We start from the raw sequence: 12,228 nt of genomic DNA, 5'->3' as shown, positions 1-12,228 counted from the left end.
TTCGATGACGATTGCGAAGACGATGTACCGCATGCGTGCCCGCCTTCGTCGACGCTGATTACGCCAGCCCGCCTCCGTCCGCGGAAACCAGCATCAGCGCCATGCCTGCGTGAACTCCGCGATCACGCGCGACAGGTGCGCGCGCATCGCGTCGCGCGCGCCACCCGCATCGCGCGCCATGATCGCCGCGAAGATCCGCTGATGATCCTCCTGCGAGGCCTCGCGCAGTGCGGTCGAGTGAAAGTGCTCCTCGATCTTGTCCCACAGCGGATCGCTGCGCGCGCAGTCCCACATCGCGGTGACCATGTGCAGCAGCACCGTGTTGCCGGTCGATTCCGCGATCCGCAGGTGGAACTGGCGATCGGCCGCGTCGTACGCGGCCTTGTCGTCCATCTGCTCGCGCATCGTCGTCAGCGAGAAAAACAGACGATCGAGATCGGCATCCTTGCGCTCGGTCGCCGCTAGCGCGGCGACTTCCGCCTCGATCAGCCCGCGCGCGCGCAGCGTCTCGATCGGCCCCGGGCCGCGCGGCACCTCGAACGTCACCGGCCGCGCGGCATCGGCCGCCGACACGTAGATGCCCGAACCGATCCGCACCTCGACGATCCCCTGCACCTCGAGCGCGATGATCGCCTCGCGCACCTGCGTGCGGCTCACGCCGAACTGGTCAGCCAGGCTGCGCTCCGACGGCAGCCGCCCGCCGGCTTCGAACGCGCCGGCGGCCACCATCGCGTGAATCTGACGCGCAAGGCCGATATAGGAGCGGTCCGCGGCATCGGTGTCGCGGCTGGCGGGCAGGCTGGAAAGATCGGTCATGAAAGGCTCGCAACGGGCTGGCCGGCGCCGTCGCGGCGCCGGATCGCCAAAATGGTACACCAATTCCGGCCAGCATCCGGTTCGGCCTGTCGGCCAGCTTGACTGGACGCTCCCGGAAGCTCGCTCCTGCCGATTCAGAACCAGATAACTGGTAAACCACTATCCCGCGTAACTGGCATACCAATCATAATCCGCACACCGACGACGGGCCGGCACGCTGCCGCCCGGTCGCCCGATGCATGAACCGTCAGCCAGGAGCCGCTCCAGTGAAGATGTCTTTCCGTTGGTACGGCGAGTCCGATCCGGTCTCGCTGCAATACATCCGCCAGATCCCGGGCGTCACGCATATCGTGTCCGCGATCTACGACGAACCGGTGGGCGAAGTCTGGCCCGCGCACAAGATCGACGCGCTGAAGGCGACGATCGAACGCGCCGGCCTGCAGTTCGAAGTCGTCGAATCGGTGCCCGTCCACGAGGACATCAAGCTCGGCAAGCCCGGCCGCGACCGCCTGATCGACAACTACCGGCAGACGGTCCGCCATCTGGGCGCGGCCGGCATCCGCGTCATCTGCTACAACTTCATGCCCGTGTTCGACTGGACCCGCACCGAGCTGTCGAAGACGCTCGCCGACGGTTCGACCTGCCTCGCGTTCAGCACCGAATCGGTCGACCGGATCGATCCGAACGACGGCATCGCGCTGCCCGGCTGGGATTCGAGCTACCGGCCCGAACAACTGCAGGCGCTGCTCGCCGACTATCGCGAAGTCGACGAAAACGCGCTGTGGGCGAACCTCGAATACTTCCTGAAGGCGATCATCCCGGTCGCCGAGGAAGCCGGCGTGAAGATGGCGATCCACCCCGACGATCCGCCGCGCCCGATCTTCGGGCTGCCGCGCATCGTGAAGAACCGCGACGATCTCGCACGGATCGTGCGCATCGTCGACACGCCCGCGAACGGGCTGACGCTGTGCTCGGGCTCGCTCGGCGCGGGCCCGCAGAACGATGTCGAAGCGCTCGTGCGCGAGTTCGGCGCGATGGGCCGCATCCACTTCGCGCACATCCGCAACGTGAAGGTCGACGCGAACGGCGATTTCGAGGAAACCGCACACCTGTCGAGCTGCGGCTCGCTCGACATCGCCGCGATCGTGAAGGCGTACCACGACACCGGCTTCACCGGCTACGTGCGCCCCGACCACGGCCGCATGATCTGGGGCGAGACGGGCAAGCCCGGCTACGGCCTCTACGATCGCGCGCTCGGCGCGGTCTACCTGAACGGCCTGTGGGAAGCGCTGGCGAAGTTCGACCGCGCGCCGCAGCACGCCTCTCTGTAACACCCCCATCGAGGCGGCCGGCGCAGCGGATCGCCGGTCGCCCGTCACGACATTCCGCGCGGAGACACCGCATGCCACGCATCCGATGGGCCATGATCCTGATGTGCTTCCTGGCCAACGTCATCAACTTCATCGACCGCGCGAACCTCGCGATCGCCGCGCCCAGCATCCGCGCCGACCTCGGCCTCGACGCGGTCGGCATGGGGCTCGTGCTGAGCGCGTTCTTCTGGACCTACGCGTTCCTGCAACTGCCGGCCGGCTGGTTCATCGACAAGGTCGGCGTGCGCGTGAGCCTCGCGCTCGCCGTCGGCTGGTGGTCGGTGTTCACCGTCGCGACGGGCGCCGCGCGCGGTCTTGCGCAACTGGTCGGCGTGCGGCTGATGCTCGGCGTCGGCGAAGCGGCCGCGATCCCGTCGTTCGCGAAGGTCGCGTTCAACTGGTTCCCGCGCAGCGAACGCGGGCTCGCGAGCAGCATCTTCGACAGCGGCTCGCGCGTCGGCTCCGCGCTGTCGCTGCCGCTCGTCGCGTGGCTGATCTCGATCGTCGGCTGGCGCGGGTCGTTCGTGATCACGGGCGGCATCGGCATCGTGTGGGCGTTGGCGTGGTGGTTCATCTATCGCGACCCGGAACGCTATCGCGCGATCGCGCCGGATGCCGTCGACGCGCTGCTCGCGCAGCGTGCCGCACCGACCGTTGCGGCCGCAACCGACGGCGCGAAGGTGTCGTGGCTCGACCTGTTCCGCTACCGCACCGTGTGGGGCATGATGATCGGACTGTTCTGCCTGAACTTCGCGATCTACTTCTTCATCACGTGGTTCCCGAGCTACCTGCTGCAGTCGCGCGGCTTCTCGCTCGCGTCGCTCGGCACGTGGGGCATGTTGCCCGCGCTGCTCGCGATTCCCGGCGGCTGGCTCGGCGGCTACGTGTCGGACAGCCTGTTCCGGCGCGGCTGGAGCGCGACCGCCGCGCGCAAGACCTGCCTCGTGCTCGGGATGCTGCTGTCGTCGTCGATCGCGTTGTCCGCGTTCGTCGAGAACACGTGGGCGTGCCTCGGGCTGTTCGCCCTCGCGTACACGAGCCTGTCGTTCGCCGGCGCCAACGTGTGGACGCTCGTCGGCGAAATCGCGCCGACGCCCGCGCACGTCGCATCGATCGGCGGCATCCAGAACTTCGCGGGCAATCTCGCGGGCATCTTCATCACGACGTTCACGGGCGTGATGCTGTCGATCACGAAGGGTTCGTTCGTCGTGCCGCTCGCGGTGGCCGGCGTGTTGTGCGTGGTCGGCGCGCTGTCGTACCTGTTCATCGTCGGCAAGGTCGAACCGTTGCCGCCGCTGCGCGGCGGCGCGAACGGGCGGAACGCGGAGCCGAACGCGGCCTGACGCATCGGGACGGCGCGGCACCTTCGCCGCGCCGCCCGCGCTTTCCTTTTCGGGCCGCGCATCGGACAATGACCCGCGCCCGCCGGCGCGGCGCCACTCCGGCCCGCGCGCGGTGACGATGCGCCCCGTCCACGCCGATGAAACGCTACGAAACCCTCGCCCACACGATCGCCGACGACATCCGCAACGGCAACCTCGCGGTCGGCACGCGCCTGCCGTCGCTGCGGCAGATCATCGCGCAGCACGGCGTGAGCCAGTCGACGGTGTTTCGCGCGTACTACCTGCTCGAACAGTGGGGGCTGATCCGTGCGCGCGAACGCTCGGGCTACTACGTCGCGCCGGGCGCAACGCCGGAGCCGAACCCGGCCGCGAAGCGCCGCGCGAGCCGCGCCGGCGCATCGCGCAAGGTCGACATCAGCGACCTCGTGTTCTCCGTCCTCGATGCCGCCACGCAGCCCGGCATCGTGCCGCTCGGTTCCGCGTTCCCGGCGCCGCAACTGTTTCCGCTGCCGCGCCTCGCGAAGTCGCTCGCGCAGGCCACGCGGCTCGTCAGCCCGTGGAGCACGGTGGTCGACCTGCCGCCCGGCAACGAGGCGCTGCGCCAGCAGATCGCGCGGCGCTATCTCGCGACGGGCGTGTCGCAGCCCATCGACGAGATCGTCGTCACGAACGGCGCGCTCGAAGCGCTGAACCTGTGCCTGATGGCCGTCACGCGGCCCGGCGACGTCGTCGCCGTCGAGGCGCCCGGCTTCTATGCGGCGCTGCAGGCGATCGAGCGGCTCGACCTGCGCGCGGTCGAGATTCCCGTCGATCCGCGCACGGGCCTCGATCTCGATGCGCTCGCAACCGCGCTCGACCGGCACGACATCCGCGCGTGCTGGTTCATGACCAATTTCCAGAATCCGACCGGCGTCACGCTGTCCGCGGAAAAAAAGCGCGCGCTCGTCGACATGCTCGCGGCGCGCGAAGTGCCGCTGATCGAGGACGACGTCTACGGCGAACTGCATTTCGGCCCCGACTATCCGCTGCCCGCGCGCGCGTTCGACCAGCACGGCCTCGTGATGCACTGCAGTTCGTTCTCGAAGACGCTCGCGCCCGGCTACCGGATCGGCTGGGCCGCTGCCGGCCGGTTCGCGGAGAAGGTGCAGCGGCTCAAGCTGATGACGACGCTGTCGGCGAGCATTCCCGCGCAGGCCGGCATCGCGAACTATCTCGAGCACGGCGGTTACGACCGCCATCTGCGCAAGCTGCGCGGCGCGCTGCACGCGCAGCTCGACCGGATGGACGACGCGCTGCGGCGCTGGCTGCCGCCCGGCGTCGAGTGGGTGCGGCCCGAAGGCGGGTATTTCCTGTGGCTCGCGTTCCCCGACGCGATCGACGCGATGGAACTGCATCGCGAGGCGATCGCGCGCGGGATCAGCTTCGCGCCGGGGCCGCTGTTTTCGGCCACGCACGGCTTCGAGCGCTGCGTGCGCGTGAACTTCGGCCATCCGTGGAGCCGCGACATCGAACGCGCGATCCGCGTGCTCGGCGAACTGGTCGCGCAGCCGTCGGTGCGCAAGGGCGGTTGAAGCGCGCGCAATGCGCATGAAGCGCACGATGTTCGCTACCGGCGCACGGGCCGCGGCCATGCAGGCAACCCGAGCACGGGTTACATTGCCGGTCTCGCCGCCTTTTTCAAGATTTCGCATGAGCCAACTGCCCTACCTCGATCACGACGCGCTGTTGAAACTGACGGCCGAAGCAGCGCACGTCACGCAGCCTTGCACGTGCACGAAGACCTCGCTCGCCGGATGGACGAGCCTGCCGCTGTCGCTGCAGGACGCGCAACTGACCGAAGTCGCCACGCTCGCGCCGCCCGGCGATGCGGAGCCGACCTATGCGGAATATCATCCGGCGGGTACGCGCTACGCGTCGGACGATGCGCCGATCGCGCTGCGTCATTTCCCGTACAACCGCTGCAACGTCAGCCGCTGCCGCGCGTGCGGCCGCCTGTTCCTGCGTTATCAGGAAGGTGGCGGCTACTTCATCGACCAGCGCATCCGCGCGCTCGATCCGGCGCTCGTGGTCGACGCCGACGCCTAAGACACATCAACCGGCCACGGGCATGCACGGATGCCCGGCCCGCGCCGGCGCCGCGTCCGCCATCTGCTGCGCCCTTTTCGTCCCGATCTGCTGCTTGTCCCGCCGCACCGCGTTCCCTACGCTGTCTTCCGTTGCCCGACATCCGTCGCAACGTCCCTCCGAGCCGTGCGCATGACGCGTCACGGCTCCTCTCGCGTATCACGTCATGTATCGATATACCGATTTCGACCGGGCGCTCGTGCACAGCCGCGCCGCCCAGTTTCGCGACCAGCTCGAACGCTGGCAGCACGGCACGCTGAGCGAGGACGCGTTCCGGCCGCTGCGCCTGCAGAACGGCTGGTATGTGCAACGCCACGCGCCGATGCTGCGCGTCGCCGTGCCGTACGGCGAGCTGTCGAGCGCGCAGCTTCGCGTGCTCGCGCGGATCGCGCGCGACTACGACGTGCCCGACGACGCCACCTACCGCGCCGCGAGCGACGCGCAGGCGCTGCTCGGCACGCTGCGCCTGCCGACTCGCAGCGCGCACTTCACGACGCGCACCAACGTGCAGTTCAACTGGATTCCGCTTGCGAAGGCGGCCGATGTGATGGACCTGCTCGCGACCGTCGACATGCACGGCATCCAGACGAGCGGCAACTGCATCCGCAATATCTCGTGCGACGAGCGCGCGGGCGTCGCGCCGGACGAGATCGCCGATCCGCGCCCGTTCGCCGAAGTGATGCGCCAGTGGACGACGCTGCATCCCGAGTTCGCGTTCCTGCCGCGCAAGTTCAAGATCGCGATCACCGGTGCCGCCGAAGACCGCGCGGCAACCGACTGGCACGACGTCGGGCTGAAGCTCGTGCGCGACGATGCGGGCGAGCTCGGCTTTCGCGTGAGCGTCGGCGGCGGGATGGGCCGCACGCCGATGATCGCAACGCTGCTGCGCGCGTTCCTGCCGTGGCGGCACGTGATGAACTACATCGAGGCGATCGTCCGCGTATACAACCGCTACGGGCGGCGCGACAACAAGTACAAGGCGCGGATCAAGATCCTCGTCAAGACCGAGGGGCAACGCTACATCGACGACGTCGAGGAAGAGTTCCGCCAGATCGTCGACCATGATGGCGGCCCGCACACGATCCCGCAGGCCGAGTTCGATCGCATCGCCGCATCGTTCGTCCCGCCGCGGCTCAAGCCGCGCACGCTCGACCTGCACGACGCGAATGCACGCGCGTCCGCGCAGGCAAGCCGCCATCCGGCGTTCGCACGCTGGCTCGCACGCAATGTCGCCTCGCACCGCGACCCGGCGCTGCGCATCGTCACGCTGTCGTTCAAGCGCCGCCTGCAGGCGCCCGGCGACGCGTCGCCGGACCAGCTCGACGCGCTCGCCGATCTCGCCGACCGCTTCTCGGCCGGCGAGGCGCGCGTCACGCACACGCAGAACGTCGTGCTGCCGTGGGTGCACGTCGACGACCTGTTCCTGCTGTGGGAGAACACGCGCGCGATCGGTCTCGCCAGCGCGAACGTCGGGCTGCTGACCGACATGATCGCGTGTCCGGGCGGCGACTTCTGCGCACTCGCGAACGCGCGCTCGATCCCGATCGCCGACGCGATCGCCGAGCGCTTCCAGGATCTCGACCTGCTGCACGACGTCGGCGACATCGACCTGCACATCAGCGGCTGCATCAACTCGTGCGGCCACCATCACAGCGGCCACCTCGGCATCCTCGGCGTCGACAAGGACGGCGCGGAGTGGTACCAGGTGACGCTCGGCGGGTCGGACGGCTCGACCGCGAGCGGCCCCGCGCGGCCGGGCAAGGTGATCGGCCCGTCGTTCTCGGCGGACGAGATCGTCGATGTCGTCGACGCGATCGTCAACGCATACCTCGATGCGCGGATCGATGCGAACGGCCGCAGCGAACGATTCATCGACACGGTGCGCCGCATCGGCGCGGATCCCTTCAAGGCCGCCGCAAACGACGCACGCCACCAGGCGGAGCACGCATGAAGCAAGCCAGCGACAACGACAGCATGAACGCACGCATCCGGCTGCTGACGCCGGCCGAACACGCCTGCGACACGCAGCAGCACGACGATGCGACGCTGACGATCGGCAACGACGAGGAACTGCCGCCGCTCGCCGCGCGAATCGCGCAGGCTGTGCGCATCGACCTGCGGTTCCCGTCGTTCACCGACGGCCGCGCGTACAGCCAGGCCTACCTGCTGCGCAAGCGCTTCGGCTTCGCCGGCGACTTGCGCGCGACCGGCGACGTATTGATCGACCAGTTGCTGCTGATGGAGCGCACGGGGTTTTCGAGCGCGGTGCTCGGCGACGACACGGACATCGCGGCCGCACGGCGGCAGCTCGACCGGTTTCCGGGCTTCTATCAGCGCGATGCGAGAACGACAACGACAACGCCGGCGCAGGACACGGCGGTGCACGCCGCAAAATGAAACGGGCGGCACGATGGCCGCCCGTACGATGAACCGGAAGCAAACCGGCCGACGCCCGCCGCGAAGCGGGCGCCGGCGTTCAGCGCGCCGCCACCGGCTTGCCGAACGCGCCGAGGATCTTCTTCTCGAGCGCGATGTAGTCGCGGCCGAAGTGGTGATCGCCCTGCGTCTTGATCACGTCGGCGCCCGTGTTCACGAGCGCCGGGCACATCGTGTCCTTCTCTTCCGCGCCATAGAAGCACTGTACGAGCTGCGGCGGCACCTTCGCCAGTTCCGGCGCGACCTTCAGCGCCTTGTCGCTCGCGGGCATGCCGAGCCAGCCCGTCACGCGGATCTGGAAATCGGCGGAAGGCGCGAAGCCGAGCAGCGACATCACCGCAACCTTGTCGCGCAGGTCGGCCGGCAGCCGGTTGTACGCGAACGGCATCACGTCGGCGCCGAACGAGTAACCGACCAGCGCGACGCGGTTCGCATGCCAGCGCGCCATGTACGTGCGCATCACGCGCGCGAGATCGCGGCTCACCTGTGCGGGCGGTTTCTCGCTCCAGAAATAGCGCAGGCTGTCGATACCAACTACCGACACGCCGTCGCGCTGCAGCGCCTCGGCGATCGTCTTGTCGAGATCGCGCCAGCCGCCGTCGCCCGAGATCACGATCGCGAGCCGGTCGCTGCCGCCCTTGGCCGGCAGCTCGACGAGCGGCAGGTCCGACACGTCGAGTTCGTCGCCGCTGCTACTGCTGTCGCGCAGGTGCGACGCGACGAGCGACACGAGCTTCGTGGTGTCGCCCGCGGCAGCCGTTTCGACGAAGCCCGGCATCGCGCGGCGCACGATCGTCGGATCGGGCGGGCACGGCTTGAAGCGCGGATCGAGCTTCGCGACCGGAGCGACCGACACGACGCCGGCGATCGTGTTCTCCGGCGCCATCGACAGGATCTGCTTCGCGATCGCACCGCCCTGACCCACGCCCGCGACGATCGGCGTGAAATAGCGCGACGACTGCGCGAGGCGTTCGAGCTGGTGGCTGACCGCCTCGGCGTCGCCGTCGAGGTGGTGGCAGGTCTCCTGCTTCGCGGCGAGATTCATCGCGTAGCGCTCGGAATCGACGCCGACCGTCATCGCACCGGCCTTCGCGAGCGCATCGGCGGCCTGCTGATCGGCGGCATTCCAGCCGGCCTCACGCGAGAACAGCACGACGAAGCCGCGCAGCGGCCCGCCCGGTTTGGTCACGGTAACGGGCCCGTAGCGGCCGCCCGACACGGTTTCGGCCTTCACCGCGGCCGGCTGGGTGGCGCACGCGGCGCCGGCCAGCATCATTCCCGCGCAGGCGGCTGCCGCCCGCGCGATTCCCTTCTTCGACATCATGAACGCCGACCTCCAGCCAGCAATGACAGATCCGCAAGCGTGACGAACACGCCGACCGAGCCCGAGGCCGCGAGGTAACGCGGCTCCCAGTGCGGTTCGAACTTGCTCTTGAAAGCGCGCAAGCCGCGGAAGTTGTAGAAGCGGCCGCCGAAGCGCCAGACCATCAGGCCGAGCCGGTGCCACGGCGACGGCATCTTCGCCGCCCCCATCCCCGAGAACGGCGCGATGCCCAGGCTCAGCTTGCGGAAGCCCGCTTCCTTCAGATGCAGCGCGAGCTGCGTAAACAGATACTCCATCGCGTACGGCGATGCGTCCGGCAGATGGCGCATCACGCCGACCGTCGCCTCGGTGTTGAGGTCGGTCGTCATGAACGTGACAAACGCGATCGGCTTGTCGGCCTGCCGCACGAGCATCACCGATTGCGTCGCCAGATAGCCGTCGTGGAACGCGGCAACCGAGAAGCTCTTCTCGCGTGCATCGCGGCTGTCGAGCCAGCCGTCGGAGATGTCGCGCAGCGCCGGCAGCGCGACCGGCACGTCGCACGGCGCGATCACCTCGACCGTCAGCGCGTCCTTGTCGCCGCGGCGCAGCGCGTAGCGCAGATGCGAGCGGTGCGAGCCCTTCAGGTCGAACTGGTCGAGCGCGATATGCGCTTCCTCGCCGAGCTTCATCAGCGTGAGCCCCGCATCGAGATACAGCGGCAGCGCGTTCGCGCGCACCTGGTAGAACGCCGCGCGGCCGCTGTGCGCGTGCGCGAGCGCAATGAACTTGCCGATCAGCGCAGGCCATTCTTCGCGCGGCCCGACCGGGTCGTGCAGCGCCGCCCACGTGCGGCCGTACTTCGCGTACATCAGGAACGCCTGGCGCGATTCCGAGAACAGGAACGACTTGTCGCCCATCAGCGCGAGGCCCGCATCGCTGCACTCCTGCGCGCGGATGATCCGTTCGGCGTCGAACAGGTCCTGCGGCGCGGGTTTCACGAAACGGCCGGGCGCCGGGCGCAGCAGTTGCCACAGCGCGAACATCGCGACGAACACGCCGGCCGCGAGCGTCGCGCGCAGCGCACGCGGTGCGCGCGCGTCGAACGAGAAATGCGACCACAGCTCGCGCGTGTACGGCACGTCGCGGAACGCGAAGAACAGCACCCACACCGCCAGCATCAGCACCATCGTCACCGACACGAACCAGCTCACCGTGAAGCGCTCGGCGAGCAGCGACGAATGGCGGTTGAAGCGGCGGCGGCTGACGAGCAGCAGCACGAGCAGCGTGCCGAGCACGCCGGCCTCGACGAACGCGAGGCCCTTGGCGAGCGACAGCGCGAGGCTCGCGAGCGTCAAGGCGAAGGTCATCCACCATGCGCCGTCGAGGCGCCGCAGCAGCCCGCGCGCGACGAACAGCAGCGCGACGCCGAGCACGCTGCAGATCACCTGCGAGCCTTCGAGCACCCACAGCGGCACGAGGTGGCGCAGGATCGCGATCCGGTGCCAGAACGCGGGCGTCGCGCTCGAGATCACCAGCATGCTGCCGACCGCGAACGTCACGAGGCTCAGGAACACCGGTGCGAGCTGCGACACGCGCACGGCCTGCCGCGTCACGAGCCGGCGCCGCAGCGCACGGCCCTCGAAACCGGCCAGCAGGCCGGCCGACAGCACGAGCGGCACGCCGAAATAGATCGCGCGATAGGCGATCAGCGCGGCAACCATCGCGTGTGCCGGCACTTCGCGGCCGAGCGTGAAGACCATCGCGGCTTCGAACACGCCGATCCCGCCCGGCGTATGGCCGATCATCCCGAGCAGCAGCGCGGCCGCGTAGACGGTGATGAAGGTCGGGAAGCCGACCGGCGCGGCCGGCAGCAATACCCACAACGTCAGGCCCGCTGCGACGACGTCGAGCACCGCGTAGACGACCTGCGCGACGAGATCGCGCCGCGCCGGCACGTCGAACGACAGCCATTTGAAGCGCGTGACGACCGGGCGCGCGGTGTTGCCGCACATTACGACCATCGCGGCCAGCACCACGAGCAGCGCCGCGCCGCTCCACGTGAGCACGCCGGGCGCGACGTGCAGCATCGCGGCGAGCGCCTCCGGCACGCAGACCATGCCGACCGCCGTCATCAGCACCATCGCGAGCGCCAGCGTGCCGCTCGTGAACACCGTCATCCGGCCGATCTGCGCGGGCGTGACGCCCGACACGCCGTACACACGCGCGCGGACCGCACCGCCCGTCAGCGCGCCGAAGCCGGTCGCGTTGCCGAGCGCGGATCCGGCGATCGCGCCGATCCACAGCGCGGCGCGCGGCACCTTCGCGGCGACATAGCGCAGGCCGACCGCGTCGCGGGCGACGAGCGCGAGATAGCTGAGCGCCGTCGCGGCCAGCGACGCGCCCCACTCGCCGGCGGACATGTGGCGCAACTGGCGGATCACCGACCGGTAGTCGACGGATTCCGACAGGTGCTGGAAAACCACGATCAGCAGCAGGCCGATGCCGAACGCGAGCAGCGGCGACAGCACGCGCTCGTTGCGAACCAGCGCCGAGACACGGGCGATCGCCGCCGCGGCACGGCCCGGCGACCCAGGGTGGCGGGAAGACATAGGTTGTTCAGTGGTGGTGCATAGCGTGTCGCGGCGCAGGGGGCCAGGCGGCGACGAATCTGGTTGTTCTGCGTGGGCGGTCGACCGAAAGAGAAGGCAGGGAGCGCCTGAATCAGAACTTACAAGTGTACGGGACTTATATTACAAAATCTTTCGGGCTCGCATTGTGCGGTTATTGTGCGGTTTTGTGGCGCGCGGGGCGCGTTAACATCGCATCAAAATCG

At 68.9% G+C, this 12,228-nt stretch carries 9 protein-coding genes; 6 read left to right on the top strand and 3 right to left on the bottom strand.

Annotated elements, in window-relative coordinates; genetic code table 11:
- Positions 1 to 93: 93 nt before the first annotated feature.
- Positions 94 to 816: a FadR/GntR family transcriptional regulator gene (locus tag JYG32_RS19385; protein ID WP_174380915.1), complete on the bottom strand. Its 723-nt coding sequence runs from the start codon at positions 814 to 816 to the stop codon at positions 94 to 96.
- Between the two features lie 266 nt (positions 817 to 1,082).
- Here JYG32_RS19385 and uxuA point away from each other — a divergent pair, with 266 nt between their 5' ends.
- The 6 genes from uxuA (at position 1,083) to JYG32_RS19355 (ending at position 8,050) form a co-directional block, all read left to right on the top strand.
- Positions 1,083 to 2,147 (top strand): mannonate dehydratase, encoded by a 1,065-nt coding sequence (gene uxuA, locus JYG32_RS19380; RefSeq protein WP_213266591.1) that lies wholly within the window; start codon positions 1,083 to 1,085, stop codon positions 2,145 to 2,147.
- 71 nt (positions 2,148 to 2,218) lie between these two features.
- Positions 2,219 to 3,529, top strand: coding sequence for an MFS transporter (locus JYG32_RS19375; RefSeq protein WP_213266590.1), 1,311 nt, complete (start codon positions 2,219 to 2,221; stop codon positions 3,527 to 3,529).
- Positions 3,530 to 3,666: 137 nt separating this feature from the next.
- Positions 3,667 to 5,100: a PLP-dependent aminotransferase family protein gene (locus JYG32_RS19370; protein WP_213266589.1), complete on the top strand. Its 1,434-nt coding sequence runs from the start codon at positions 3,667 to 3,669 to the stop codon at positions 5,098 to 5,100.
- Positions 5,101 to 5,218: 118 nt separating this feature from the next.
- Positions 5,219 to 5,614, top strand: coding sequence for a hypothetical protein (locus tag JYG32_RS19365; RefSeq protein ID WP_213266588.1), 396 nt, complete (start codon positions 5,219 to 5,221; stop codon positions 5,612 to 5,614).
- A gap of 205 nt (positions 5,615 to 5,819) precedes the next feature.
- A complete protein-coding gene (locus JYG32_RS19360; RefSeq protein ID WP_213266587.1) occupies positions 5,820 to 7,604 on the top strand; it encodes a nitrite/sulfite reductase in 1,785 nt (594 codons plus the stop codon).
- On the top strand, positions 7,601 to 8,050 hold the full coding sequence (locus JYG32_RS19355; protein ID WP_213266586.1) for a DUF934 domain-containing protein: 450 nt from the start codon (positions 7,601 to 7,603) through the stop codon (positions 8,048 to 8,050). Before JYG32_RS19360 ends, JYG32_RS19355 begins: the two co-directional genes overlap by 4 nt.
- 79 nt (positions 8,051 to 8,129) lie before the next feature.
- Here JYG32_RS19355 and JYG32_RS19350 read toward each other — a convergent pair whose 3' ends face one another.
- Both JYG32_RS19350 and mprF read right to left on the bottom strand, forming a co-directional pair.
- Entirely contained in the window at positions 8,130 to 9,413 is a 1,284-nt protein-coding gene (locus JYG32_RS19350; protein ID WP_174380908.1) for a virulence factor family protein, read from the bottom strand.
- Positions 9,410 to 12,004 carry a bifunctional lysylphosphatidylglycerol flippase/synthetase MprF gene (gene mprF, locus JYG32_RS19345; RefSeq protein WP_213266585.1) on the bottom strand — a complete coding sequence of 865 codons (2,595 nt, stop codon included), beginning with the start codon at positions 12,002 to 12,004 and terminating at the stop codon, positions 9,410 to 9,412. Before mprF ends, JYG32_RS19350 begins: the two co-directional genes overlap by 4 nt.
- Positions 12,005 to 12,228 lie beyond the last annotated feature (224 nt).

The organism is Burkholderia pyrrocinia (assembly GCF_018417535.1).
In the GTDB taxonomy this organism is placed as follows: Bacteria; Pseudomonadota; Gammaproteobacteria; order Burkholderiales; family Burkholderiaceae; genus Burkholderia; species Burkholderia pyrrocinia_E.
This window is presented reverse-complemented; position numbering and strand designations above follow the sequence as displayed.

What these genes read in the sequence shown, in the direction of transcription:
- JYG32_RS19360 (WP_213266587.1), top strand. Translation starts at nt 5,820, where the DNA reads ATGTATCGATATACCGATTTCGACCGGGCGCTCGTGCACAGCCGCGCC.
- JYG32_RS19365 (WP_213266588.1), top strand. Translation starts at nt 5,219, where the DNA reads ATGAGCCAACTGCCCTACCTCGATCACGACGCGCTGTTGAAACTGACG.
- mprF (WP_213266585.1), bottom strand. Translation starts at nt 12,004, where the DNA reads ATGTCTTCCCGCCACCCTGGGTCGCCGGGCCGTGCCGCGGCGGCGATC.
- JYG32_RS19385 (WP_174380915.1), bottom strand. Translation starts at nt 816, where the DNA reads ATGACCGATCTTTCCAGCCTGCCCGCCAGCCGCGACACCGATGCCGCG.
- JYG32_RS19375 (WP_213266590.1), top strand. Translation starts at nt 2,219, where the DNA reads ATGCCACGCATCCGATGGGCCATGATCCTGATGTGCTTCCTGGCCAAC.
- JYG32_RS19355 (WP_213266586.1), top strand. Translation starts at nt 7,601, where the DNA reads ATGAAGCAAGCCAGCGACAACGACAGCATGAACGCACGCATCCGGCTG.
- JYG32_RS19350 (WP_174380908.1), bottom strand. Translation starts at nt 9,413, where the DNA reads ATGATGTCGAAGAAGGGAATCGCGCGGGCGGCAGCCGCCTGCGCGGGA.
- JYG32_RS19370 (WP_213266589.1), top strand. Translation starts at nt 3,667, where the DNA reads ATGAAACGCTACGAAACCCTCGCCCACACGATCGCCGACGACATCCGC.